The following is a 24,203-nucleotide window of genomic DNA, read 5'->3' on the forward strand; positions in this document are numbered from 1 at the left end:
GCCACACCGGTGGCCCATACCGCCGATAATGCGGCCATGACGAACGCGAGACTCGGCGAGGCCCTGCGGCTTCTGGGCATCGGCCGGCCGGCGGGCCAGGTCTATCTGGCCCTGCTGGAGCTGGCCCCCGCCCCCCTGAGCACGATCGCGGCCGCGGCCCGGCTGGACGGGGCGGAGCTCGCCAGGGCCTACGGGGAGCTGGTCGACGCCGGTCTGGCCAGTGCCGCCGAGGAGGGCGCGGACGTGGTGGCCCCGGTGCCGCCGGCCGCCGGTCTGGAGATCCTGGCCCGGCACCGGGCGGCGGAGGTCGAGGAGTCCCGTATCGCCGTGGGCGGCGCCTTCGAGTCGTTCCGGCGCCAGCGGCTCGCCGCGTACAACGACAACCTGGTGGAGGTCGTCACCGGCGACGCCGTCGGCCCCCGGATGCGCCAGGCCTGGGCCAGCGCCCGCGAGCAGATCCGCCAGTTCGAGTCCCCGCCCTACTTCCCCCTGTCGGGCGCCACGGACGACGCCCTGGCCACGCTCGCGCGCGGGATCACCCAGCGCGTCGTGTACTCCCGGGAGTCCCTCGAATACCCGGGCCACCTCAAGGCGGCCATCGAGCCGTGCGTCAACGCCGGCGAACAGGCCCGGGTGCTGCCGTCGGTGCCGGTCAAGCTCGTGATCATCGACGAGGCGTACGCGCTGGTGTCGCTGTCGATCAGAGAGGCGGACGTGGTCAACAGCATGCTGGTCGTCCAGCCCTGCGGCCTGCTCTCCGCACTCATCGCCCTGTTCGAACAGTCCTGGCACAACGCCCTCCCCTTCCACGGCACCACCACCCGCCCCGGCGGCCTGCCCCCCGCCGACCGCCGCCTCCTGTGGCTCCTCGCGGGCGGCGCGAGCGACGAGGCCATCGCCCGCGAACTGGACCTCAGCCGCCGCACCCTGTTCCGCCGCCTCCAGGTCCTGATGGCCCGGCTGGGCGCGGCGAACCGCTTCCAACTGGCGTTGCAGGCACAGCGGCAGGGGTGGTTGTAGGGTCCCGGACTACCGCCCCGCGCCGGCGCGCTCCCGCAGCCGGAAAGTCCGTCGATAGGCGTCCGGTGGCACCCCCACCGTGCGGTTGAAGTGGCGGCGCAGGGTCGTGGCCGTGCCCATGCCCGTGGCTGTCGCGATGGAGTCGACACTGTCGTCCGTCCGCTCCAGGAGTTCCTGGGCGCGGCGGATCCGCTGGGTCAGCAGCCACTGCAACGGGGTGGTGCCGGTCGCCGCGTGGAAGTGGCGGGTGAGGTTGCGGGAGCTCATACGGGCGCGGCGGGCCAGGTCCTCCACCGTCAGGGGGCGGTCGAGGCGCTCCAGCACCCAGGGCAGCAGGGCGGTCAGCGGATGGTCTTCGCGGGCCGGGACCGCCGTGGTGACGAACTGGGCCTGGCCACCCGAGCGGTGCGGCGGCACGACCAGGCGGCGCGCCACGGCGTTGGCGACCGACGAGCCGTGGTCGCGGCGGACCAGGTGCAGACACAGGTCCAGCGCGGCGGCCTTGCCCGCGGAGGTGAGGACGCTGCCGTTGTCGACGTAGAGCACGTCCGGGTCGACCTGGGCCCGGGGCCAGCGCGCGGCCAGGGCGTCGGTGTGCGCCCAGTGCGTGGTGGCGCGCCGCCCGTCCAGCAGTCCGGCCGCGGCCAGGACGAACGCGCCCGTGCACAGGGACGCCACCCGCGCGCCCGCCTCGTGCGCCGTGCGCACCGCCTCGACCAGGTCGGCGGGCGGCTCCACGTCGACGTCGACCCAGCCGGGGACGATCACCGTGTCGGCCTCGCGGAGCCGGTCGAGGCCGTGGTCGGGTTCCAGCACGAACCGGCCCAGCCGCACCGCGCCGCTCCCGCAGACCGCCATCTCGTACCAGGGGACCGAGACGCTGTCAGGGGCGGAGCCGAAGATCTCGTACGCCACGGAGAGTTCGAAGTGCAGCATCCCGTCGGTGACTGCCAGCGCGACCGTCGTCATGTCCGGAAGTGTACGGGTCATGTCGTTCCAGACACTCACGGACGAGTGATCACCCGCGCCAGGATGGTCGTCGTCGATCGGTCCGGGGCGCTCGCCGCGGGCCTCACAGGAGGAGAAACCCATGGTGGCGGGGCAGATGGTGGTCGTGTACGGCGCGTACGGACACACCGGCAGGTTCGTGGTGGCTCAGGTGCGGGAGCGCGGGTTCGTACCGGTGCTGTCCGGGCGGGACACCGAGAAGCTGAAGGCGCTGGCCGTCTCCGCGCACGGGCTCGAGGTGCGGCCGGCGACGGTCGACGATCCGGATGTGCTGGACCGCGCGCTCTCCGGTGCGGCGGCCGTGATCAACTGCGCGGGGCCCTTCGCCACGACGGCCGCCCCGCTCATCGAGGCGGCGCTGCGCGCGGGGATCCCGTACGTGGACGTGGCGGGCGAGGTCGAGGCCTCGCTCGACACCTTCGCGCACTTCTCCGACCGGGCCGCTGCCGCCGGAGCGGTGGTGGTGCCCGCGATGGCCTTCTACGGCGGGCTCGGCGACCTGCTGGTCACCGCCGCGATGGGTGACTGGGAGAGCGCGGACGAGGCGCACATCGCGTACGCGCTGGACAGCTGGCACCCGACGGCGGGGACACGTGCGGCGAGCGCGGTCTCCCGGGCGCGGCGCGGCGGCCGGCGCCTGCGCTTCGCCGAGGGGCGGATGGAGTACCGCGACGACAGCGCGCCCACGCTGGACTGGGTCTTCCCCGACCCGCTGGGCGCCAGGACGGTGATCGGGGAGTTCCTGACGGCCGATGTCGTCACCGCCCCGGCCCATCTGTCCGTGGCCGAGTTCAGCACGTACATGACGGTCGACGCGGTCAGGGACGTGCTCGCCCCGGACTCCCCGGCGCCCGTCGCCGTCGACGAGGACGGCCGGTCCGCGCAGACCTTCCTGGTCGACGTCGTGGTGCGCTCCGGCGGCCGCGAGCGGCGCGCCGTGGCGAGGGGCCAGGACATCTACGCCGTCAGCGCACCCCTCGCGGTCGAAGCGGTGCACCGCGTCCTGACCGGACGGACCAGGACGCTCGGGGTGGCCCCGGCCGGCGCTCTCTTCGACGCGCCCGACTTCCTGCGCGCCCTCGCCCCGCACATCTCGGTCGAGCTGGGCGAGTAGAACCCGTCCTCACGGAGCGGTGAGGGCTCGCGTCTCGGCCGCGTAGAGCTCCGCGGGGTCGAGCCCCATCCCGGTGAAGTGGCCCGCGAGTTCCAGGGACAGTACGCCGTGGAGCCTGCTCCAGAACAGCAGGGCGCGGCTCAGCGCCGAGGGCGCGACCCGGTGTTCGGGCGCCCAGGTCCGGTGCTCGGCGAGGTGGCCGTCCAGCTGGTCGTCCAGGGAAGCCGCCGCGGCTTCCGGCGCGACGGCGGCGCAGGCGCCGAGGAGGACGTCCATGATCTCGGAGGCGATCGCGGTGGTGTCCTCGGGCGCCCGGTACCCGGGGACCGGGGTGCCATAGACCAGGAAGTACCGCTGAGGGTCGGCCAGGGCCCACTCCCGCAGGGCGCGGGCGAGTTCGGCCAGGTCGGCGCCGGTGGCGGCGCGGGCGCGGAAGGCGTCGGCGAGGCTGCGGTAGGCGTCCTTGACGAGCTCGGTGATCAGCTCGTCCCGGTTGGCGTAGTAGCGGTAGAGCGCGGGGCCGCTCACCCCGATCTGCTTGGCGATGGCGTTGAGGGACAGCGCCGAGGCCCCGGCGGCGGCGATCTGCTCCCACGCGTGCTTCTTGATCTCCTCGCGCACCTGGGCGCGATAGCGCTCCCGCGGAGTCCTCGCGTCCGACTCAGCCACGTACGCCTCCTGAGCTGCCGGTTCCTGCGCTTCACGGGTTACGGGCCGACACCCTCACCCTCCAGTTAGAGGCTATCACTTTCCCTCTTGACTCTCACCGAAGCTGCCAGTTATAACTTCTAACGAACACAACAGCTTCTTCCACTGAGCAGCTACCGAGAGGGGTCACCATGACCAGCGAGCGCCTGACCGAGGTCGTCCTGCCGGGCATCGTCGCGCCGGAGGGCCTGGAGATCCGCCACGGAGCCGTGCCGCGGGCCGGCCGGGGGCAGATCCTCATCGCGATGGAGGCGAGCGGCGTCTCCTTCGCCGAGCAGCAGATGCGCCGGGGCCGCTATTACGACCAGCCGCCCTTCCCCTTCGTGCCCGGCTACGACCTGGTGGGCCGTGTCCAGGCCATCGGAGAGGGCGTCGACCCCGGCCTGGCCGGCCGACGGGTGGCCGTGCTGGTGAAGGTCGGCGGCTGGGCCAGCCACGTGGTGACCGACGCCGAGGACGCCGTGCTCGTCCCGGACACCCTCACGGCGGCGCAGGCGGAGACCGTGGTGGTCAACGGCATCACGGCCTGGCAGATGCTGCACCGCCGGGCGCGGGTGCGCGCCGGGCAGACCGTCCTGGTGCACGGCGCCGGCGGCGGAGTGGGCTCCGTCCTGGCCCAGTTGGCGCGGGCGGCCGGTGCCGAGGTGATCGGCACGGCGTCGGAGCGCCACCACGAGGCCCTGCGCGAGCTCGGCGTGACCCCGGTCGACTACCGCACGGGAAAGGTGGCGGCCCGGGTCCGGGAGCTGGCGCCGGGCGGGGTGGACGCGGTCTTCGACCACGTCGGCGGGCGCAGCGTGATCGACTCCTGGCGGCTGCTCGCCCCCGGCGGCACGCTCGTCGCGTACGGCAGCGCCTCCACCCGCGACGACAGCGGGTCCAAGCAGCTGCCCGTGCTGAAGATCCTCACCCGCACCTGGCTCTGGAACACCCTGCCCAACGGCCGCCGCGCCTACTTCTACAACATCTGGGCCGGGCGCGCCCTCGGCAAGGACCGCTTCCGCGCCCGCCTGCGGGCCGACCTCACCGAGGTGTTCGCGGCCGTGGCCCGGGGCGACGTGAACGCCCGTATCGCCGCGCGACTCCCGCTCGCCCGGGCCGCCGAGGCCCTGCGTCTGGCGGAGTCCGGCACGGCCAGCGGCAAGGTCGTCCTGACACCCTGAAGCGGTGGCGGGCGGACCCCTGCCGAAGCCGGTACGTGCCGCACCCGGCCCCGCAGGACGGGTTCACACGGACGGCGCCGGCCTCCCGCGTCCGTTCGTGGAGGGCCCGCTCAGAACTCGCGGTCGATCCCCGTGACGGCGGCGGGCCCCAAGGGGGCGTCGTCCTCGGTGAATCCGCTGTCGCGCAGGGCGGCCGAGACCAGCCGCACCGCGTTCGCCTCGGCCTCGCTGCGGCTGGCGGCCTCCACTTCCAGGCGGACGGAGAACATGTCGCCCTCCTGGACGGTCAGCAGGCTCAGCTCCTCGTTCTCCCCGAAGTCGGTGTTGGCCGGGTCCTGCGGCCGCAGCCGCCGCTCCACCTCGGAACGCTGGGCGTCGGTGACGCCGTGCACGAACGTGCCCGGCACCGTGATGACGTAGTCGGTCATGAACACTCCTGCGTGCGGGCCCCCGCGGGTGCCAGGGGCATCCTCTTGGAATGCCCCGCGACGGGGATACCAACCACCCCGCTCCCCCACCCGGGTGGACACCGCGGCGAGCGCACATTGTGAGCCGAGTATGCTCAGCGGCCCATCTGAATGGAACAGCTTTCTAGAACGAACCTCTAGCTGGTGAGAGCCCCAAAGGCCGCTGCCGGGTCGACCGGCCATGGTGCGGCCTGGCGCGAAATCACCCTTGACTCCGTCGCGACGACGCGGCCACGCTCGATCCGGGTGTTCGCTGCGGCTGAGGAATCTCGCTGACCGGCAAGAGCGGCCACAGCGCATTTCGGCTCACTCACGGGGGTTGTTGTGCCGAGCTTGTCCGACGCTGCCCGCGCGGCGATTCAATTCACCGGCGACCAGCACATCCTGTTCTCCTCACCAGATCTCTCACTGCTCGGAGTCGAGCAGGTGGCCGAGTATTCCGTCCGCCCCGGCCAGGACGTTTCCGACCTCTTACGGGACGGGGACGGCGTCGGTTTCGTCGCCTTTCCCTTCCGGCGCGGCGAACCCGTCAGGCTCGCCGTTCCGGAACGCACCCTGCGTCTGGAACCCGGCTGCGACCACCGTATGCTCCTCGATTCCCTGGGCCCTCCACCGAAGCCGGACCGTGCGGCACGGACCTATTCCTTGCGGCCGGTCGAGCAGCCCGAGGAATGGTGCGGGAACGTCGCCGACGTGGCCGGTGCCGTACGGCGCGGCGAGCTGCGCAAGGCGGTGCTCGCCCGGCGGGTCGAGGTGGTCACCGACGCCGTCATCCAACCTCCGCAGGTTCTCGGCAGGCTGGCGCAGACCTTCCCCGGCGCCTATCTCTTCTCCGCGTTCGGCCTGGTCGGAGCCAGCCCCGAACTGCTGCTCTCCAAGCAGGGACGGTATGTGGAGTCCAAGGCCCTGGCCGGCACGGTCCGCCGCGGCGGTGACGAGGCGGCGGACCGCGAGCTCGCCCGCTGGCTCGTGGAGTCCCCCAAGAACCAGCAGGAACACCGCATTCTGCGCGACATGGTGCTGGAAACGCTCGCACCGCACGCACTCAGCGTGCAGGTCGCGAAAGAACCACAGATCCTCAAACTCGCCAATGTGCAGCATCTCATGACGCATCTGACGGTCGAACTGAAGCCGGATCACCCGCCTTTCCTGGAACTGGCGGATTCCCTGCATCCGACCCCCGCCGTCTGCGGCTGGCCGCGTGACGCGGCCTATGAAGTGATCGACCGCGTCGAGGACTGGGACCGCGGCCTTTACGGTGGCGCGCTCGGCTGGGTAGACGCGGAGGACAACGGGTGTTTGTGCGTGACCATCCGCTGCGCCGAAATAGACGGGGCACACGCGACGGTCTTCGCGGGAAGCGGCATCGTGGCCGATTCGGATCCCGCCGAAGAACTGGCGGAGACCCGCGCGAAACTCGACGCCCTGCTGCCCGCGCTCATCGCGCCCTGACCGGAGGAGTGAGTCATGGCATCGACCACTGCCGAATTCTCCGGTGCGCACGCCCCGGACCTCCCTTTCCCGGCCGATAGGCGAACCCCTCTGGACTGGTCGGTCGTCCCGGTCGCCACCCCTTCGCAGGGCGGCCCCACCGTCCTGGAGCCGCCCACGGGAGTGGCTGCCGCCGAGGGGCGCCTGCGGCTGACGGTCGCCTGCGATCTACGGGGAGCCGTACGCGTACACGTACGCTCGGCGAAGACGAACCGGCCCCTCGCGGCCTACGACATCCGCTACCCCGACTGCCACCAGCCCTACGACGCACCCCTGGACCGGGAGGCGACACGGCTCGCTCTCGCGGAAGGTGTGTCGCTGAGCCTGTCCGAACCGCCGCCGCACGACCGGGACTTCGCCGACGACTCGCCGCCGACACTGTGGATCTTCGCGGGCCCCAAGGCACCCCCCGAGCGCCGTCCCGTCCTGCTCCTCGACGGCGAGCCCGGCCCGGCCGCCCCCGCCACCGCACTCCACCGCACCCTGACCGGCATCGGCAGCCTTCAGCCGTTCGGCTGGATGGAGGGGTGTGTCCTGGACGCCCTGTACGACCTGACCGTCACGTTCCCCGGGGACGGCCGGGCGCGCCGCGCCCTCGCGGACCACCTCGCCGTCTACTTCCCCGACGGCACCCTGCGCTACGAGGATCCGCGCGGCCGCCCGGCCGACCACCGGCTCTACGGGATCGAGGCCACGCTCCCGTACGCGGTCCTGGCCAAGCGCAACCCGCTCGACCCGGCGCTCGCCCGGGCCGTGGAGTCCTGGCGGGTCCGGGCCGACGACGAAGGGTGCGTCAAGGACGCGCCGACGACCGCCGAAGGCTCGTACACCGTCGCCTACCCCATGGCGGTGATCGCGCGGACCACCGACGCCCCGCTGCGCGAGAGCGCCCTGCGGCAACTGCGGCTGCGCCAGGCCAGGTTGTGCAGGGGCGGGGACCTCTACCTGCGTCTGCTCCCGGACGGCTCCCGCGTCTACCGCAACTGGGCCCGCGCGTACGCCTGGTATCTGCTGGGTCTGGTACGCACGCTGACCGAGCTCGGCGAGCGGGCGGACACCGCCGGGCTGTGGGAGGAGGCCCGGCGCGTCGCGGCCCTGGTCCTCTCCCGCCGCACCCCCGAGGGCATCTGGGACTGCTTCCTGGGGGAGCCGCAGACCGGCACCGAGACCTGCGGGTCGGCGGGGATCGCGGCGGCACTGGCCCTGGGCACCGAGCAGGGCCGGTTCGACCCCGACCGCGAGGGCGCGGCGGCGCTGGAGACCTGGCAGGTGCTCACCGAGCGCCATCTGACCGACGACGGCTGGCTGACGGGTGGTTCACCCTCGAACAAGGGCGGCGAGGAACTGCAACGCGGCGGCTACCGCATGCTCTCCGGAGTCGGCAACGGCCTGATGGGGCAGCTCGGCGCCGCCCTGGTCCGGCTGGGCACGCTGGCGGACTGGACCCGGCCATGAAGATCTCCGAGACCTCTCCCCCCAGGCGCGTCGGCCCGGCCGCGGCCTCGCCCGCCGCCACCGGGAGCGCCGTCGCGGAGTCGGATGCCGGACGCGTCCAGGCCACCTTCGCCGCCACCCTGGTCGACGAGTGGGTACGGTTCGGGGTCACCGACGCGGTGGTCTCACCCGGCTCCCGGTCGACACCGCTCGCCCTGGCGCTCGCCGCCGACGGCAGGCTGCGGCTGCACATCCGGCTCGACGAGCGCTCGGCGGGTTTCTTCGCGCTGGGCCTCGCCCGCCGCACCGGAAGGGTGCCGCTGGTCCTCACGACCAGCGGCACGGCGGCGGCCGAACTGCACCCGGCCGTCGCCGAGGCCGATCTCGGCGGAGTGCCGATGCTGGTGTGCACCGCCGACCGGCCGCCCGAGCTCCAGCAGGTGGCGGCGCCGCAGACGATGCGGCAGCCGGGGCTGTACGGGTCCGCCGTCCGCTGGGCCGCCGACCTCCCCGTGCCCGAGCCCGGCCAGGGGGTGTACTGGCGGTCGCTGGCGGCGAGGGCGGCCGCCGAGGCCGGGTACGGCCCGGCGGGACCGGGCCCGGTCCACCTCAACCTCGCCTTCCGCGACCCCCTCGTCGCCGCACCGGGACCGCTGCCGCCCGCCCGCGCCACCGGCCCTTGGCACCGGGTCGCACGCGGTGTCGCCACCCCGCCTCCGGAGGCCGTACGTGACCTGGCGGCGCGGGCCGGGGAGCGCGGTGTGATCGTCGCGGGCAGTGGCGCCGGCGCCCCGGAAGCGGTCCGGGCACTGGCGGACGCGCTCGGCTGGCCGCTGCTCGCCGACCCGCGCTCGGGCGCCCGTACACCACACGGCGCCACCGTGGCCGCGGCCGACGCGATCCTGCGCGCCCCCGCGGCCCGCGAGCGGCTGCGGCCGACGACCGTGCTGCACCTGGGCGAACGCTGGGCCTCCCGCGTCATGGCCGACTGGCTGGCCCAGCCGGCCGTCGAGCATCTGTCCGTCGACCCGGACTGGCGTTGGCGGGATCCGCAGCGCACCACCGACACTTTGCTCCGCACCGATCCGACCACCCTGTGCCGTGCGGTGGCCGAGGCGGTGCCCGACGCGGCTCCCCCCGCCTGGCGGGCCGCCTGGGCCGCTGCCGAGGCCGCCGCGCAGCGCGCCATGGACCAGGTGCTCAACAGCTACGGGGACTGGACCGAGCCGCGCGTGGCGCGCCAGCTGTGGGCGGCCCTGCCCTCGCACACGGCGCTGGTCGTCGGATCCTCGATGCCGATCCGCCACCTGGAGTGGTTCACCGCACCACGGCACCGGCCGCCGTCCGTTCTGTCCAACCGTGGTGTCAACGGCATCGACGGAGTCGTCTCCACCGCGCTCGGCGCGGCGGCGGCCGCCACCGACCCTGTGGTCGCGCTGCTCGGCGACCTCACCTTCCTGCACGACGCCGGATCGCTGCTGGGGGCCGCGGACGCCGGGCTGAGCTGCACATTCGTCGTGGTAGACAACCACGGCGGCGGTATCTTCTCCTTCCTCCCACCGGCCCGCGAGCTGCCCGCCGCCACCTTCGAGGCGCTGTTCGGCACCCCGCAGTCCGCCGACATTCCGGCCATCGCGGCAGCGTACGGCGCCACGGTCCGCTCCGCGGGCGACCACCGCCAGCTCGACGCCGTACTGGCCGAACTCGTCGGAAAACAAGGGGTGTCGGTGATCCACGTCCGCACCGACCGCGAGGCGAACGTCGCGGTCCACGAGTGCGTCCACTCGGCCGTCGCCGAGGCCGTGGCCACCGCCCTCGAACGGCTCGGGTGACGCCGTGATCCAGATCGTGGACGGCGCGGCGCCCGGCGTCCGGACCCTTCTGCTCGACCGGCCCGGGTCCCGCAACGCGCTGACGACCGCGCTGGCCGACCGGGCCGCCGACGCCGTGGCGGACGCGGCTGCCGACACCGGCGTACGGGCCCTGGTCATCGCCACCACGGGCGAGGACTTCGGTGTGGGCGCGGACCGCCGTGAACACCTGGACGCGCCGGGGCGGGCGCGCCGGATGCGGGCCTTCTCCCGGCTGCACCAGGCGGTGACCACCGCGCCGAAGCCGGTGGTGGCGGCCGTCGAGGGGCGGTGTGTCGCGGTCGTGGCGGAGCTGGCCGCCGCCTGCGACATCCGGGTGGGAGGCGAGGGCAGCTCCTTCCGCTTCCCGGGCGCCGAGCTGGGCATCCCGATCGGGGCCGCCAGACTGGTCGGTGTCGTCGGACCGGCGGCCGCCAAGGACATCCTCCTGACCTCCCGGTGGATACCGGCCGAGGAGGCCTACCGGATCGGTCTGCTGCAACGTCTGGTCCCACGCGGCGAGGCACGGGCGGCAGCCGTCGAGGTGGCCGCCCTGACCGCTCGCGCCGACCCCGCTACGACCTCGTACCTCAAGCGGCAACTACAGCTGTTCTGCGGCGACTTGGAGCGCACGGAAACCGAGATGCGCACCTTGGAAGCCTTCTTCGGCCCGGAGGGCGGGCTCTGATGACCATGCAACTGACCGGCATAGCGGGAAGCACGGCCCTCGTCACCGGGGCGGTCGGCGGCATCGGCTCCGCCGTCGCCTCCTGTCTCGCCGCCGCCGGGGCAGCCGTGGTGGCGGCCGACATCGACGGAGCAGGGGCTGCCGCACTGGCGGAAACCCTGCGCGGCCAAGGGGCGTCGGCGCTCGGCCTGCGGCTGGACGTCACCGACCACGCCGAGGTGGAACGGGCCGTGGACACCGTCGAGCGTACGGTCGGCCCGATCGGCATCCTGGTCAACGCGGCGGGCGTGCTGGGACGGGTCGCCGCGCTCACCGAGTACGACGACGCGGAGTGGCAGCGGGTCTTCGCCGTCAACGCCCACGGCCCGTTCAACTGCATGCGCGCGGTGGGACGGCGGATGGCGGAGCGCCGGGCCGGCCGTATCGTCACCATCGGCTCGAACAGCGCCGCCATCGTCAAGACCGGCCAGGGTCTGTACGGCGCCTCCAAGGCGGCGGCCCACTACCTCACCAACTGCCTCGGGCTGGAACTCGCGGGGCAGGGTGTGCGCTGCGTCGTCGTGGCGCCGGGCACCACCGAGACGGCCATGTCCCGGGCCAACTGGCATGTCTCCGGGCGACGCGAGGCCCTGCTGCACGGCGAGCCGGACCGCTATCGCGTCGGCATCCCGCGCGGGCGCTTCGCCGATCCACGGGAGATCGCCTCCGTGGTGGCCTTCCTCGCCTCCGACCAGGCCGCGCACCTCACGGTCACGACGGTGACCGTGGACGGAGGCTCCTCCCTCAGACCGTGAGCCGCCGTCCCCCCTCCACCCCACGGCAGTCGTCCACCAGGCGGGAGCTTCCGTATGCGCATCGACCAGATCGACCTGTACGTCATCGAGCTGCGCCTCAACCACGTCTTCCGGGCCAGCACCCACGGCGCGGGCACCCTGCGCCACGTGGTGGTCCGGGCCGAGGCGGACGGGCTGGTGGGGTGGGGCGAGGCACCCACGCCGGTGGACCCCTACTACACGGGCGAGACCACGGACACGGCGTGGTCCGTCCTGCACGACTTCCTCGCACCCTCCGTACTGGGCCACACGTGGGACACCGTGGAGGAGTTCACGGCGCTCTACTCCCGGGTGAAGGCCAACAACTTCGCCCGCGGCGGCCTTGAGACGGCCGCCTGGAACCTGCTGGCCGCCGCCCATGAACGCCCGCTGTCCGCGCTTCTGGGCGGCGCCGCCCGCAGCGCCGTCGAGGCCGGTGTCAGCATCGGCATGGACCGCGATCCGGGGCGCCTGTGCGACACCGTCCAGCGCCATGTGGACCAGGGCTACCGCCGGGTGAAACTCAAGATCGGCCCGGGCGCGGACCTCGACGTGCTCGAAGCCGTACGGGCCCGCTTCCCCACCCTGCCGCTCATGGTCGACGCGAACTGCGCCTACACGCTCCAGGACACCCCCCACCTCCAGAAGCTCGACGCCTTCGACCTGATGATGATCGAACAGCCGCTCGCCTGGGACGACTTGGCGGACCACGCCGTGCTCCAGCGGAACCTGCGCACCCCGCTCTGCCTCGACGAGAGCCTCACCTCCGCCAAGCGGACCCGGCGCGCCCTGGAACTCGGCAGCTGCCAGGTCGTCAACATCAAACCGGCCCGGCTGGGCGGCCTGCGCGAGGCAGCCCTCGCCCATGACCTCTGTCTGGCGGCGGGCGTGCCCGTCTGGTGCGGCGGAATGCACGACTTCGGCATCAGCCGCGCCGCCAACATCGCCCTCTCCGCCCTGCCCGGCTTCACGCTGCCCGGCGACAACTCCGGCTCCGACAAGTACTTCGACCGCGACATCGTCACACCGGAGACCCGCGCCGAGCACGGCCTGATCGCCGTCCCCGACCGGCCGGTCCCGTACGAGGTCGACATGGGCTTCCTGGCCGCGCACACCCGCAGGCACGCGCGACTGACGGCTACGGACTCTCCTGCCGTACGCACTCGATGAGGTAGTCACCGGTGTCCGCGTCGACGACCACGCCGTGGGCCTCGCTGTGGAAGCCGGGGAAGGCGCGGTCGAAGGCCTCCAGGGCGCCGAGGTAGCGAAGCACCGGGCCGTCGGGGGCGCCTAGCGCCTCGCCGGGCATCAGGACGGGGATGCCGGGCGGGGTGACCGTGACCATGGCGGCGGCGACCCGCCCCGAGGCCTCGCTCAGGCGCAGTCGCTCGGTGCCGCCCCGGATCAGCTGCTGGTAGCAGCGCTGGGGCGGGGCGACGGGGTGGGGCAGATCGCGGAAGGCGGTGTCCAGGGCGTCGATCAGGTCGGCGTGCGTGAGGTGTTCGTGCATCTCCTGGCACAGGCCGCGCAGAGTGGTGTGGCCATAGCGCTTGGGGTGGCGCTCGACCAGGTCGGGCAGCACCCGCCGCAGCGGCGTCTCGGCGTCGTGGAACGCCTTGAAGTCCATCAGGGCGTCCATCAGCGTGCCCCACTTGCCCTTGGTGATGCCCATGGAGAAGAGGATCAGCGTGGTGTACGTGTCGGTCTTCTCCACCACGATGCCGCGCTCGGCGAGGTAGGAGGTGAGGACGCGGGCGGGGATGCCCCACGGCTCGCCGCGGCCCGACGCCGTCACGCCGGGGCAGGTCAGCGTCACCTTGATGGGGTCCAGCATGCACTGCCCCTCGCTCAGACCGGAGAAGCCGTGCCAGTCGGCGTCGGGGTCCAGCTCCCAGCACCCCGGCTCGGTGGCGAGCAGGGCCGGGGAGGCGTCGGCGAAGGGGGTAGGGGACCCGGTGTCCGGGTCGAGGACGGTCTCGGGCTGCCAGACGCCGAAGAACCAGGCCGGACGGTCACCGGCGGCGGCGATACGGCGCCCGGTGCGCACCACGGTCTGCCGGAAGCGGATGGCCTCGGTGACGGCCTCGGTGATCAGCCACTCACCCTGCGGGCCGTCCATCATCGCCGCGGCCACGTCGAGCGAGGCGATGGCGGGATACAGCGGCGACGTGGTGCCGTGCATCATGAACGCCTCGTTGAACCGGTCGTGTTCGACCGGGGCGCGCGGCGAGGACCGTACGTGCACCATGGCCGCCTGGGACAGGGCGGCCAGCAGTTTGTGGGTGGACTGGGTGGAGAAGACGGTGGGCCGCTCCTCCCCCTCGAAGGTGTCCGCGTCCACGGCCATGCCGTAGCGACGGGCGTAGAGGGGGTGGAAGCGGGCGTAGGCGAACCAGGCCTCGTCGAAGTGGAGGCGCGGTGTGCTGGGCGCCAGGGCACGTGCGGTCTGCACGGTGTCGTAACACAGGCCGTCGTAGGTGGAGTTGGTGATCACCGCGTACTGGGCATGGGACGAGACCGCCCCCGGGGTCAGGGGGTGTGCGGCGATCCGGGCGGCCACCGCGCCGGGCGCCGTCTCGCGGGCCGGGAGCGGACCCGCGAGACCGTAGCCGTTGCGGGTCGGCACGAGGTAGACGGGGCGGGCGCCGGAGATCACGAGTCCGTGCAGCACCGACTTGTGGCAGTTGCGGTCCACCAGGGCGATCTCGTCGGTGGTGACGCAGTAGTGGCCGACCATCCGGTCCGCGGTGGAGTCGCCGTGCAGGACGAAGTACGTACGGTCGGAGCCGAAGATCCTGGCCGCGTTGCGCTCCGCGTCGCCGATGGGCCCGTTGTGCTCGAAGAGGGAACCCAACTCCCCTACGGAGATGGAGAGATCCGTACGGAAGAGGCGCTCCCCGTAGTAGTCGAAGAAGGCCCGGCCCACCGGTGACTTCAGGAACGCCACCCCGCCCGCGTGCGCGGGGGTGTGCCAGGAGTATTCGTGGGCGTCGTCGAAACGCCGGAGCGCCTTGAAGAACGGGGGCAGGACGGACTCCCCGTAGGCGCGCGCCGCGTGGGCGACGCGGCCGGCGATGAAGGCGGGGGTGTCCTCCAGCGGCCAGATGTATCCGACGGCGGTCTCGGCCACCCACAGGGGCAGTTGCTCCAGGCCGTGCTCGGAGTCCTCCACCATGACGACGAAGACCGGCAGGTCCTTGAACCGGCGGGAGATCTGCCGCAGTACGGCGGCGCCACCGCCTTCCGCGCCGTCTCCAGCCGGCGGTTTGCCGTCGGCGCAGGGCAGCTCCCACGCCACCACGGCGGCGGCCAGCCCGGCTTCGGTCCGCAGGGCCGCGCAGGCGCCCTCGGAGGTCCGCGCCCAGCGCAGCTCCAGGCCGCGGTTCTCCAGTTCCTTGCCGATCCGGCGCAGTTGCTCGGCGCCCACCCCACCGCCGAGGGGATCCTCGCGCAAAGCCAGCAGGACACTACCGTTCGCCATGGCCGACTCCATCCGCTCGTGCTGGACCGCTCGGGTGGCAAGCATCCTGCGCGGACCGGGAGGAGGGCGGGTGACGGGAGTAAACCACCCGTACGGGTACAGCGCACTCGTCTTCGGCGCACGGGCTCGCCTGGCCGAAAGTCGTCGGCGCCGGCTCAGCGGCGCCCGTCCTCGAAGAGCCGGCGGACCGCGTTCCGGTCCGGCTTCCCCACACCCCTCATGGGCAGCTCGGCCAGCAGACGTACGGCCTTGGGCGCGGCAACCGCTCCGAGCGTGGCCCGTACGGCGTCCGCCAACTCACCGTGCGCGCCCGCCCCGAGGGCTCCTGGCTCGGCGGGCACGACGGCCGCGGCCACGATCTGCCCCCAGTGCCCGTCGGCCACGCCGACGACACAGGCGTCGCCCACCCCGGGCTGCTCGCGCAGCACGGCTTCCACCACCGCCGGGGAGACCTTCACCCCGCCCGTGATGACCACGTCGTCGGCCCTGCCGAGCACGTCCAGACGCCCGTCGGCACTCCACCGCCCCAGATCGTCCGTACGGAACCAGCCACCCGCGAAGGCCTTGTCCGTCAGCTCCGGCTCGCCCAGATATCCGGAGGCCAAGGTGGGCCCGCCGAGGAGTATCCGCGCACCAGGCGAATCCCCTGTCCCGGCCTGCCGATCCCCGCCCTCGACGATACGCACACGCACCCCGTCGAGCGGCACCCCGTCGTACACACACCCCCCGGCGGTCTCACTCATCCCATACGTGGTCACCACCCGCACCCCGGCCGCCCGGGCCCGTTCGACGAGCTCGGGCGGCGCACTGGCGCCGCCCAGCAGCACCGCGTCGAAGGCGCACAGCGCCTCGGTGGCCGCGCCGCCCGCGCGCAGCAGACGGACGAGCTGGGTGGGCACCAAGGCGGTGTACCGGCAGTCGGCCGGACGGAACGCCTCGGCGCGGAAGCCGTCACGCAGGTCGTGCAGGACCGGCGCGGCCCCCGCGAGCAGCGATCTCACCACGACTTGCAGTCCCGCGACATGGTGGAGGGGCAGTGCCAGCAGCCAACGGCCGGGTCCGCCCAGCCGGGCGTGGGTGGCCGTGGCCGAGGCGCGCAGGGCGTCCGCCGAGAGGAGCACGCCTTTGGGGTGGCTCGTCGAGCCGGAGGTGCCGACGACGGCCGCCGTCCCCGCGGGCACATCGGCGGTGACGTCGAACGACGGCGTCGCGGCGGCGGCCGCCACCGGCAGGACGGCGGGCCCCGTACCCTCCAACGCGGCACCGACCGCCGAGACCAGCCCGGCCGTCGACTCCGGCGACCCGTCACACGGCAGCGTCACCAACATCGTCGCCCCCCGTCGGGCGCCTGCGGACGCCCACCGTCACGCCGTGACTCATTCCACGCCCGAGTCTAACTCCCTGAGAAATAAAGGGCGTTGGGCGCACAAGCCAGCCCTGCGACAGCCGCCCTCCCTTGCGGGGGATCCCCTACCGCCCACCCACTGCTTGAACCTCGTCCACCAGCTCCGGCCCGTTGTTGCGTACGCTGTTCACCGCCGGGGACACCGGGCGGGCGTCCAGGTGGCCGCCCGCGGGCTGGGTCAGCAGGGCTCGTAGTTCGTCGGGGTCCTGGTGGTGGGGATCGAGCCAGGCGTCGTAGTGGTCCTCGGTCAGCACCAGTGGCATGCGCGGGTGCACTCGCCCGGCCGCGTCCGTTGCTTCGGTGGTGATGATCGTGCAGGTCACCAGCCAGGCGGCGGGGTCGTCGTCCTGCTCGACCGACCGGTCGCGCCAGTACGCGTACAGCCCGGCCAGCGCCATCACCTGGTCGTCCTCGGGGTGGATGAAGTACGGCTGCTTACGGGCCTTGCCCGTGGCCTCGTCCTTGACCTGCTGCCACTCGTAGAAGCCGTCGGCGGGCAGCAGACAGCGGTGCCGGAGGAACTCGCGGCGGAACGCGGGCTTCTCGTGCACGGTCTCCACCCGGGCGTTGATCATCCGGGCGCCCGCCTTCACGTCCTTCGCCCACGAGGGCACCAGACCCCAGCGCAGGGGCCGCAGCTGTCTGCCCCGCGACGAGCCGTCCCTCTTCCCGCGCGCGCCGCGCTCGAGGACCGCCCACACCTCGTCGATCGGCGCGACGTTCCAGCTGGGCGCCAGCCGCTCCTCGGTGCGCCAGTCGGTGACCTGGAAGAGCTGGACGAGGTCCTCGGGGCTGCGGGTGGAGACGTAACGGCCGCACATGAAACCACCGTGCCACACATGGGCGGGACTCGCGATCACCCTGACGCGTTCCCGGTCCCTTTCCGCAGGAGCAGGTGCTCCTGCGGAAAGGGGTTCCCGAATTACGGGTAGGTGAATATGGCGGTGGCCACCCAGGTGCCATTCTCCCGGTAAGCCGCCACATAGGCGTGGGATCCCGGCTTGGCGGGGCCGTAGCGATACGCCCCCTTCGAGACCTCGAAGGTCACCTCTCCGTCGGCGGTGGCCAGCTTGAGGTGACCGCTCTGGAATTCGATGACGCGGCCACTGAATCCGACGGTCTCGGCCGCCGTCGACACGACGCTGCCGCCGCTCACCTGCGCGGCATGCGATGCCGGCGCCGCCTGTGCCCCCGCTCCGCAGACGGCCAGCACGCCCGCTGTGGCGACGGCGAGGACCGCCACCTTGGCAAGCTTCCCAGAATTTCGCATGTGTATGCCCTTTCTTTCAAGCTTCAGGAGTATTCGATGCGGCGATGGCGAATCCGTCGGATCCGGCCGCCGCTCGGACGCTAGCAGCGCCCCGGACACGTACGCGATTTTCTTTCGCATTGCTTTCAGAATTCGCCGCGACGGATCGTGAATTATTCGCCGGCAGGCGGGGCGAGACGGCGCAGTTCCAGCCGCCCCGGGGCCAAGTTCCCCCCCCGGCCCGGGTGAGTTACGAGCGCGGTCCCGCCCGGACCCTGGTCTGCGTCAGGTGCCGCCGTCATAGTGGGACCACCGCGCGCCACGCGGTGGGGACGACGGGCATCGAAGGGGGACGGGGATGCCAGGTGCGGCAGCTTCGACGAACCTGCTCAACTCGACCACGTCGGGGGGATGCGCCTGCAAGATCCCCCTCGACCGGATGGAGGCCCTGCTGGAGTCGCTCGGGGCGCACCCGGCCGCGTTCGGCGGCCGTACGGACAACCTCGTGCCGGGCACACAGCGCGACGACGCGGCGCTCTACCGGCTCACCACGGACCTCACCCTCGCCTTCTCCACCGACTTCGGCACCCCCGTCTCGCAGGACGCGGAGATCTGGGGCCGTATCGCCGCGATGAACGCGGTGTCCGACATCTACGCGATGGGCGCGGAGCCGTTCCTCGCGCTCGGCATCCTCGGGTGGCCGCCCCAACTGCCCCAGGAGACGGTGGCGCAGCTCATGCGGGGAGCCGTGCGGGCCCTGGCGGAGTGCTCCACCCAGCTCGCCGGAGGCCACTCCATCGCCTCCGAGTCCCCGGTCTTCGGTCTGTGCGTGATCGGCGCGGCCCAGCCCGGCCAGGTCATGCTCCAGAGCAACGCCCGCCCCGGCCACCGGCTCATCCTCACCAAACCGCTCGGCACCGGCATCGTCATCGCGGGCCAGAAGGCCGAAGTGGCCTCCGCCGAGGCGGTGTCGGAGGCCGAGCGCGTGATGCTCGCCTCCAACCGCATCGCCTGCCGGCTCGCCCGCGAGACCGGTGTCGACGCCGCCACGGATGTCACGGGCTATGGCCTCATCGGCCATCTGCGCACCATGCTGGTGGCGTCGGACTGCGCGGCGACGGTGTTCCCCGAGACGGTGCCGATGCTGCGGCACGCGGTCGAACTCGCCGAGGAGCACGGGATCGTGGCCAACAGCGCCGAGCGGACGTACTTCACGCTGGAGGACCGGGTGGACTGGGCGGACCTGCCGGTGGCACGGCGCATCGCCCTGTGCGATCCGCAGACCTCGGGCGGGCTGCTCCTTTCGGCCTCGCCCGAGCGGGCCCGGATGTTCCTGGCCCGAGGTGCCGAGTACGGTCTGACGGCCGTCGAGATCGGGGAGGTCACCGGGGCCGGCTCTGCCGGGACGATCGCGATGAAGCCGCTGGGACGCGGCGCCGGGGAGGGGACGCCCTCGTGACGCCGTCCGTCGTGCACCAGAAGTTCCTCTACCTCTGCGCCGCGCTCGGGTTCGCCGTGCTGGTCTCGGGGCTCGCGGTCGGCCTCCTCACCGAGAGCAGGCTGTGGGCGCTGTCGGCGGTGGTTCTGGAGTCGCTGGGATCCGCTGTGCTCTTCCCGATCCTGGTGTCGTTCTCCTACGACCGGCTCAAGGAGAAGTGGCTCGGGGACGAGGTGTGGCGCATCTTCAACGAGCTGTCGGACGCCGGGATCAGCCGTGTCTACAAGGACCGGGAGATCTCGCCCCGCCGCGACAACGCGCAGACGCGGCTGTCGGAGGAGTTCCGCAGCTTCGAGAACGGGGAGATCCTGATGATGGGCGTCTCCCTACGGGTGTTCTTCAACCCCCTGGGGCCGTTCTACCGCGACATCGAGACGATGCTGCGCGAAACGGGCGGCCGGGTCCGTATCCGGGCGATTGTCTGTGACCCGGCCAACCCCGATGTCCCGGTGCGCGCCGCGGTCGAGGAGGCCGGCCGCAGCCCCGAGCACACCTCACAGCTGGAGCGCGACATCGAGTCGACGCGGGTGACCGTGGCCGGTCTGCGGGCCACGATGGGGCCGCACGTCGATCTGCGGCTGGCGACCTCCGCCCCGTACTGCACGACCGTCATCTTCCCGCACGTCTGCTACTACTCCCCCAACCTCCTCGCACCCAAGGCCCCGGTGGGTCTGCCGATGATCCTCTTCCGGTCCGGGGCCCACGGCTACAAGATGATCCACGCGTCGTTCGGGTACGTGTGGGAGCTGCCGTCGACACGTGATCCGGCGGGTCGGTAGTACTTGCGCGCGGCCCAACTCGCCCCGCCCACCCGTCCGGTCGGCCGGTCAGGTGGCGGAGCCTTCACCGGTGGCCTGGGAGGAGCTCCCTCTCACCTCACACGCCGCGAACCACGGACAGGCGCGGAGAGGTTTGACCTCAAGTCATATGGAGGTTTTACGGTCGCCGTATGACGATCAAGGAACACTCGCAGGAGACGCTCGCCGCCCAGCCCATCGGTTACTGGACCAGAGAGGCCGCGGGCCTGGTCATCGGTGGTCTGCGTACCGCCCTCGCCGAGGAGGGCCTCACCCAGCCGCACTGGTGGGTCCTGAACCACATAGCGGGCGCCCCGGGGGGCTGGACCCGGGCCGCGCTGGCCGGGAAGCTGGCCCGCTTCGACGACCAGGGCACCGACTTCGACGCCGTCTTCGCCGACCTGGCCTCGCGCGGCTGGACCGCCGAGACCGACGCCGCGTTGACGTTGACCGACGCGGGTGAGGCGGGCCGTCTGCGTGCCCGTGACCGCAACGCCGAGGTGCACGCGCGGATGCGGGTCGGCATCGACGACGCGGCCTACGCGGCCACCATCGACGTCCTGCGCCGCGTCGTCGACAACCTCGGCGGCGACGGCGAGCTCCCCTGAGCCGACGTCAGCCCGCCGCCCCGGCCCCGTGTGCGCTCACGCGGGGAGCCGGGCCGGGCGGCCGTTGAGCAGGGCCGCGCCCAGCGGGGTGAGGGTGTGCAGGGTGGTGTTGTGGTGGCGTCGGCTGTCGATGAGTCCCGCCTCGCGCAGGGCGGTGAGGTGGCGACTGGCGTTCGGCACCGTGGTGTGGACGCGTCGGGCCAGCTCGCTGGTGGTCGCCGTGCCGTCACCGGCGCTCTGGAGGAGCCGGGCCCGTACCGCGCCCAGCAGGTTCTTGAGCGGGCGCACCGTTTCGTCCGGGGCCGGGGAGGCGTGCGGGGAGGCCCAGTGCGCCGGGTGCTCGATGGGATAGACCAGCACCGGCGGCAGATCGGGGTCGAAGAAGCTGGTGGGCTGGTAGCGGCAGAAGAAGGACGGCTGGAGCATCAGGCCCCGGCCCTGGAGGTGGAGATCTTGGTCGACGGGGTAGTCCAGCTCCAGGACGGGATACCGCCAGCGTGCCGTGGGGTGCAGGCCGGCCAGGACCGATTCCCAGCCGCCCTGCGCCAGCAGCGCGGTGCGCCGCATGCGGTCCTGGGTGACCGCGCTCGCGATCCGCTCCCAATACGGGTGCAGACAGGCGTCGAAGTACGAGGTCGCCGCCTGGGCGAGACGGTTGAGCACCCCGGACTCGCCCGCGGCCAGCCGGGTCGTCCACGAGGGCAGGCGCCGGCCCGGGTTCTGGCGGCGGAACTCGTCGAGCTCGGCCCGTACGACCGTCCGGGGAGTCGAGCGCAGGACGTGCGTCTGGACGGCGAGGCTCTCGCCCGAGGGCGGTGGGGTCAGGAAGTCCAGGCAGTAGCCCTTGGGCGGCGCCAGCGGGGACAGCAGCCGGACGGCGGGCGGGATGTGGGGCAGCACCTGGGACCGCCACGGCCCGAAGACCACACTGGTGTCACGGCGCTGGAGCCGGTGCAGGCTGATCGACACCTCCCAGAGCGGATCGGGCGTGCCGGCCACGACGGTACGCGCCAGGTCCTCGCCGGTGAAGTGGATCCGTAGCACCTGTGCACCTCCGAAAAGGGAGTCTGCGCTCAGACGTACAGACGTACCGGGGTGGGGCCCGGTGGTCCGGATTTTCCGAGGCACCCGCGTGCGCGGGTCCGGCCGGGGGCACGGCGCGGGGCGGCGGACGCACCCAAGCTAGGAAGCGGGTGGGTGGCGCGGCAAGCGACGTCTCGGCCAATACGTGCCCCGGTCCAGACCTTCTCCCGGTGGCCGGCGGCCGGTGCCGCGAAGCCGCGCCCGTCGTGGACGGTGGAGCTGCCCGGCCCGGACCCGCACCCCCGTGGCGCGTCCGGGCCGGGTGGTCGGGGTCAGGGCCGCTGGATTTCCGCCGGGGGCGCGGGGTGCTTCAGCCGGGCGGCCAGGAAGGCGAGGATCTCGTCCCTGGCCCTGACGGTGGGGTGGCCGTCCTCGTCCACCAGGTGGGCGGTGACGACGCTGTGCGGGGAGGCGACCACCTCGGCGAAGAACGGCGGCGGGTCGGTACGGGCACAACCGCCCGCCAGCACCCGGCCGTCGAAGGCGTCGCCGAGGAGTCTGCGGTAGGCGGCGAACCGCTGACCCGTGCACCAGCGGTCGTCGTCGAAGCGGTAGGCGAGGACCGTGAGCCCGTCGCGTACGAGACGGTCGCGCACCGCCAGGGCGTCCTCGTCGCTGATCTCCAGCCCCGCGGGATCGTCCAGCGGCAGGGAGGGGTGGTTGACCACCGGTGCGACGACGGCGGGTTCCAGCGCCATGGTGAGGGCGAAGTTGCCGGTGAAGCACAGCCCGATCGCGCCCACTCCGGGGCCGCCGCACTCCGTATGGGCCTGGCGCGCGAGGCCGCGCAGCCATGCGGTGACGGGGCTGGTGCCGCCCCCCGCGAACGCCCGGAACTCGGCGCTCACACAGGCCCGGCGCACGATCTCGCGCCCGCGCTCGGCCGTGGGGTGGGCGCCGTCGACGCCGAACAGCGAAGGCACGTGAACAGTGAAGCCGGCCTCCCGGATCCAGCGCGCCAGCCGGAGGACGTCGGGGCTGATGCCGGGCATCTCCGGCATCAGCACGACGGCGGGCCCGGTGCCCGACGCGTACACCGTCTTCACCGTCCCGTCCACCTCCACAAGCCGGCGGGAGAAGTCCGTGATCGCGTCGTCATGGCGGGAGTCGGCAGTGTTCATGGGGAACAGCGTGGCCTGCCACCCCCTCACTCCCGCAGGGGCCGGATCGCCATGGACGAAGGTAATCTCGCCAGCAGCCGGTGCGCCGCGTCCGGCGGGGAGGCGAGCATGAGCGCGTTGCGTGTGGGCGTCCTGGCCTATCCGGGCTGTTTCGCGTCCGAGGTGTTCGGCGTGCCGGATCTGCTGACGATGGCCATGCACGTCGCCGGGCCGGACCACGCGGGATACGAGGTGGCGGTCGTCTCGCCGCGCCGTCGCGTCACCGCGTCGGGCGGCGCGGCCCTGGCCGTCTCTCCCCTGCGCGAGGTCGACGTCCTGGTGGTGCCGGGCTTCGAGCTCGTACCGGGCCTGGATCTGGACGACCGGCTCGCCGGCCTCGCCCCCGAGGTGGCGGCGATCCGCGCGCACACCGCCGAGGGCCACGCGGTGGTGTCGATCTGCGTCGGTGCGTTCCTGCTCGCCGAGGCGGGACTGCTCGACGGGCGCCGGGTGACGACGTCCTGGCTCTTCGCGGACGAACTGGCGCGGCGCCGCCCGGACGCCGACGTCCGGCCCGACCGTCTGGTCGTCACCGACGAGGGGGTGACGACGACGGCCGCCTTCAGCGCCATGTACGACTTCGCACTGGAGCTGATCCGCGGGCACAGCGGCGCCGAGGTGGCGCGCACCACCGCGCGGGTGGCGCTCGTCGACGACGCGCGTTCGTCCCAGACCCCGTACGTCGACGCGCGGCTGCTGCCGCGCCCCGGCGACGAGTTCTCCCACCGGGTCATGCGCCGGCTCGACCAGACCCTCGCCGCCCGGTACGACCTGACCGCGTTGTCGCGGAGCTTCAACGTCAGTACGCGAACGCTGCTGCGGCGCTTCGCCGAGGAGACGGGCCACAGCCCCCTCGCCTACCTCCAGGCCTCCCGCGTCCGGCGCGCCCGCCACCTCCTGGAGACGACGGAACGCACGGTCGCCAGCATCTCCACCGCGGTCGGCTACCAGGACCCCGCGACCTTCGCCGCCCTGTTCGCCCGTCACACGGGCCGCCGGCCGAGGGACTACCGGGCGGCGTTTCGGCGGGGCGGCGCGACGACGGGGGTCACGCGGCCCAGATAGGCGGGGTATGCCCGTACGCCCGTACGCCCGTGCGCCCTGTGGCACTCTCCCGCGCACACCGCCGCGCCGCGGCCCCGCCCATGCCGCATCGTGAAACACCCG

The 24,203-nt window shown here is 72.6% G+C and carries 22 protein-coding genes; 13 read left to right on the plus strand and 9 right to left on the minus strand.

The features are described from left to right. Positions 1-36: 36 nt before the first annotated feature. A complete protein-coding gene (locus tag ABD236_RS12395; protein WP_344073571.1) occupies positions 37-1,020 on the plus strand; it encodes a helix-turn-helix transcriptional regulator in 984 nt (327 codons plus the stop codon). 9 nt (positions 1,021-1,029) lie between these two features. Here the strand turns inward: ABD236_RS12395 and ABD236_RS12400 are convergent, their stop codons facing one another. Continuing rightward, positions 1,030-1,989, minus strand: coding sequence for a helix-turn-helix domain-containing protein (locus ABD236_RS12400; protein WP_344073572.1), 960 nt, complete (start codon positions 1,987-1,989; stop codon positions 1,030-1,032). 121 nt (positions 1,990-2,110) lie between these two features. Between ABD236_RS12400 and ABD236_RS12405 the strand changes: the two genes are divergently transcribed. Continuing rightward, positions 2,111-3,142 carry a saccharopine dehydrogenase NADP-binding domain-containing protein gene (locus ABD236_RS12405; protein WP_344073573.1) on the plus strand — a complete coding sequence of 344 codons (1,032 nt, stop codon included), beginning with the start codon at positions 2,111-2,113 and terminating at the stop codon, positions 3,140-3,142. 9 nt (positions 3,143-3,151) lie between these two features. On the opposite strand, the gene ABD236_RS12410 is transcribed toward ABD236_RS12405, so the two are convergent. Beyond that, positions 3,152-3,811, minus strand: coding sequence for a TetR/AcrR family transcriptional regulator (locus ABD236_RS12410; RefSeq protein WP_344073574.1), 660 nt, complete (start codon positions 3,809-3,811; stop codon positions 3,152-3,154). A 170-nt stretch (positions 3,812-3,981) separates the two neighbouring features. Between ABD236_RS12410 and ABD236_RS12415 the strand changes: the two genes are divergently transcribed. Beyond that, on the plus strand, positions 3,982-5,013 hold the full coding sequence (locus tag ABD236_RS12415) for a medium chain dehydrogenase/reductase family protein (protein ID WP_344073575.1): 1,032 nt from the start codon (positions 3,982-3,984) through the stop codon (positions 5,011-5,013). A gap of 110 nt (positions 5,014-5,123) precedes the next feature. Here ABD236_RS12415 and ABD236_RS12420 read toward each other — a convergent pair whose 3' ends face one another. Next, positions 5,124-5,441, minus strand: a complete 318-nt coding sequence (locus ABD236_RS12420) for a hypothetical protein (protein WP_344073576.1) — start codon at positions 5,439-5,441, stop codon at positions 5,124-5,126. Between the two features lie 372 nt (positions 5,442-5,813). On the opposite strand from ABD236_RS12420, the gene ABD236_RS12425 reads away from it, so the two are divergent. The 6 genes from ABD236_RS12425 to menC are packed head-to-tail and all read left to right on the plus strand — an operon-like array spanning position 5,814 to position 12,925. Next, positions 5,814-6,932: an isochorismate synthase gene (locus ABD236_RS12425; protein WP_344073578.1), complete on the plus strand. Its 1,119-nt coding sequence runs from the start codon at positions 5,814-5,816 to the stop codon at positions 6,930-6,932. 15 nt (positions 6,933-6,947) lie between these two features. Continuing rightward, the gene (locus tag ABD236_RS12430; protein WP_344073580.1) at positions 6,948-8,426 is read left to right on the plus strand and encodes a glycoside hydrolase family 88 protein; all 1,479 of its coding nucleotides are present in this window, start codon (positions 6,948-6,950) and stop codon (positions 8,424-8,426) included. After that, the gene (menD, locus tag ABD236_RS12435) at positions 8,423-10,237 is read left to right on the plus strand and encodes a 2-succinyl-5-enolpyruvyl-6-hydroxy-3-cyclohexene-1-carboxylic-acid synthase (RefSeq protein ID WP_344073584.1); all 1,815 of its coding nucleotides are present in this window, start codon (positions 8,423-8,425) and stop codon (positions 10,235-10,237) included. Before ABD236_RS12430 ends, menD begins: the two co-directional genes overlap by 4 nt. A 4-nt stretch (positions 10,238-10,241) precedes the next feature. Then, positions 10,242-10,943, plus strand: coding sequence for an enoyl-CoA hydratase/isomerase family protein (locus tag ABD236_RS12440; RefSeq protein ID WP_344073586.1), 702 nt, complete (start codon positions 10,242-10,244; stop codon positions 10,941-10,943). Next, entirely contained in the window at positions 10,943-11,737 is a 795-nt protein-coding gene (locus ABD236_RS12445) for an SDR family oxidoreductase (RefSeq protein ID WP_425543859.1), read from the plus strand. Before ABD236_RS12440 ends, ABD236_RS12445 begins: the two co-directional genes overlap by 1 nt. Positions 11,738-11,791: 54 nt before the next feature. Next, a complete protein-coding gene (gene menC / locus ABD236_RS12450) occupies positions 11,792-12,925 on the plus strand; it encodes an o-succinylbenzoate synthase (protein WP_344073588.1) in 1,134 nt (377 codons plus the stop codon). Here menC and ABD236_RS12455 read toward each other — a convergent pair. The 4 genes from ABD236_RS12455 to ABD236_RS12470 form a co-directional block, all read right to left on the minus strand. Beyond that, entirely contained in the window at positions 12,894-15,236 is a 2,343-nt protein-coding gene (locus ABD236_RS12455; protein ID WP_344073590.1) for an Orn/Lys/Arg family decarboxylase, read from the minus strand. The genes menC and ABD236_RS12455 overlap by 32 nt on opposite strands. Before the next feature lie 155 nt (positions 15,237-15,391). Beyond that, on the minus strand, positions 15,392-16,564 hold the full coding sequence (gene menE, locus ABD236_RS12460; protein ID WP_344073591.1) for an o-succinylbenzoate--CoA ligase: 1,173 nt from the start codon (positions 16,562-16,564) through the stop codon (positions 15,392-15,394). 142 nt (positions 16,565-16,706) lie between these two features. Beyond that, positions 16,707-17,462 carry an SOS response-associated peptidase gene (locus ABD236_RS12465; RefSeq protein ID WP_344073592.1) on the minus strand — a complete coding sequence of 252 codons (756 nt, stop codon included), beginning with the start codon at positions 17,460-17,462 and terminating at the stop codon, positions 16,707-16,709. Between the two features lie 101 nt (positions 17,463-17,563). Further along, positions 17,564-17,884, minus strand: coding sequence for a hypothetical protein (locus ABD236_RS12470; RefSeq protein ID WP_344073594.1), 321 nt, complete (start codon positions 17,882-17,884; stop codon positions 17,564-17,566). Between the two features lie 364 nt (positions 17,885-18,248). Between ABD236_RS12470 and selD the strand changes: the two genes are divergently transcribed. The 3 genes from selD (at position 18,249) to ABD236_RS12485 (ending at position 20,793) form a co-directional block, all read left to right on the plus strand. Then, positions 18,249-19,349 (plus strand): selenide, water dikinase SelD, encoded by a 1,101-nt coding sequence (gene selD / locus ABD236_RS12475; RefSeq protein WP_344073595.1) that lies wholly within the window; start codon positions 18,249-18,251, stop codon positions 19,347-19,349. Next, positions 19,346-20,167 (plus strand): hypothetical protein, encoded by an 822-nt coding sequence (locus ABD236_RS12480; RefSeq protein WP_344073596.1) that lies wholly within the window; start codon positions 19,346-19,348, stop codon positions 20,165-20,167. Before selD ends, ABD236_RS12480 begins: the two co-directional genes overlap by 4 nt. A gap of 170 nt (positions 20,168-20,337) precedes the next feature. Continuing rightward, positions 20,338-20,793 (plus strand): MarR family winged helix-turn-helix transcriptional regulator, encoded by a 456-nt coding sequence (locus ABD236_RS12485; protein WP_344073597.1) that lies wholly within the window; start codon positions 20,338-20,340, stop codon positions 20,791-20,793. A 36-nt stretch (positions 20,794-20,829) separates the two neighbouring features. Here ABD236_RS12485 and ABD236_RS12490 read toward each other — a convergent pair whose 3' ends face one another. Both ABD236_RS12490 and ABD236_RS12495 read right to left on the minus strand, forming a co-directional pair. Next, a complete protein-coding gene (locus tag ABD236_RS12490) occupies positions 20,830-21,837 on the minus strand; it encodes an ArsR/SmtB family transcription factor (protein ID WP_344073598.1) in 1,008 nt (335 codons plus the stop codon). Positions 21,838-22,148: 311 nt separating this feature from the next. Further along, on the minus strand, positions 22,149-22,997 hold the full coding sequence (locus ABD236_RS12495) for a dienelactone hydrolase family protein (RefSeq protein ID WP_344073599.1): 849 nt from the start codon (positions 22,995-22,997) through the stop codon (positions 22,149-22,151). 108 nt (positions 22,998-23,105) lie between these two features. On the opposite strand from ABD236_RS12495, the gene ABD236_RS12500 reads away from it, so the two are divergent. Continuing rightward, complete coding sequence (locus ABD236_RS12500) at positions 23,106-24,101, plus strand: GlxA family transcriptional regulator (RefSeq protein ID WP_344073601.1); 996 nt, start codon at positions 23,106-23,108, stop codon at positions 24,099-24,101. Positions 24,102-24,203 lie beyond the last annotated feature (102 nt).

This window comes from Streptomyces crystallinus, assembly GCF_039521265.1.
GTDB lineage: Bacteria > Actinomycetota > Actinomycetes > Streptomycetales > Streptomycetaceae > Streptomyces > Streptomyces crystallinus.

Excerpts from the sequence above, each read along its gene's own strand:
- ABD236_RS12495 (WP_344073599.1), bottom strand. The coding sequence starts at position 22,997 with ATGAACACTGCCGACTCCCGCCATGACGACGCGATCACGGACTTCTCC.
- ABD236_RS12445 (WP_425543859.1), top strand. The coding sequence starts at position 10,943 with ATGACCATGCAACTGACCGGCATAGCGGGAAGCACGGCCCTCGTCACC.
- menD (WP_344073584.1), top strand. The coding sequence starts at position 8,423 with ATGAAGATCTCCGAGACCTCTCCCCCCAGGCGCGTCGGCCCGGCCGCG.
- ABD236_RS12400 (WP_344073572.1), bottom strand. The coding sequence starts at position 1,989 with ATGACGACGGTCGCGCTGGCAGTCACCGACGGGATGCTGCACTTCGAA.
- ABD236_RS12485 (WP_344073597.1), top strand. The coding sequence starts at position 20,338 with ATGACGATCAAGGAACACTCGCAGGAGACGCTCGCCGCCCAGCCCATC.
- ABD236_RS12420 (WP_344073576.1), bottom strand. The coding sequence starts at position 5,441 with ATGACCGACTACGTCATCACGGTGCCGGGCACGTTCGTGCACGGCGTC.
- ABD236_RS12455 (WP_344073590.1), bottom strand. The coding sequence starts at position 15,236 with ATGGCGAACGGTAGTGTCCTGCTGGCTTTGCGCGAGGATCCCCTCGGC.
- menC (WP_344073588.1), top strand. The coding sequence starts at position 11,792 with ATGCGCATCGACCAGATCGACCTGTACGTCATCGAGCTGCGCCTCAAC.
- ABD236_RS12415 (WP_344073575.1), top strand. The coding sequence starts at position 3,982 with ATGACCAGCGAGCGCCTGACCGAGGTCGTCCTGCCGGGCATCGTCGCG.
- selD (WP_344073595.1), top strand. The coding sequence starts at position 18,249 with ATGCCAGGTGCGGCAGCTTCGACGAACCTGCTCAACTCGACCACGTCG.
- menE (WP_344073591.1), bottom strand. The coding sequence starts at position 16,564 with ATGTTGGTGACGCTGCCGTGTGACGGGTCGCCGGAGTCGACGGCCGGG.
- ABD236_RS12430 (WP_344073580.1), top strand. The coding sequence starts at position 6,948 with ATGGCATCGACCACTGCCGAATTCTCCGGTGCGCACGCCCCGGACCTC.
- ABD236_RS12395 (WP_344073571.1), top strand. The coding sequence starts at position 37 with ATGACGAACGCGAGACTCGGCGAGGCCCTGCGGCTTCTGGGCATCGGC.
- ABD236_RS12405 (WP_344073573.1), top strand. The coding sequence starts at position 2,111 with ATGGTGGCGGGGCAGATGGTGGTCGTGTACGGCGCGTACGGACACACC.
- ABD236_RS12465 (WP_344073592.1), bottom strand. The coding sequence starts at position 17,462 with ATGTGCGGCCGTTACGTCTCCACCCGCAGCCCCGAGGACCTCGTCCAG.
- ABD236_RS12500 (WP_344073601.1), top strand. The coding sequence starts at position 23,106 with ATGAGCGCGTTGCGTGTGGGCGTCCTGGCCTATCCGGGCTGTTTCGCG.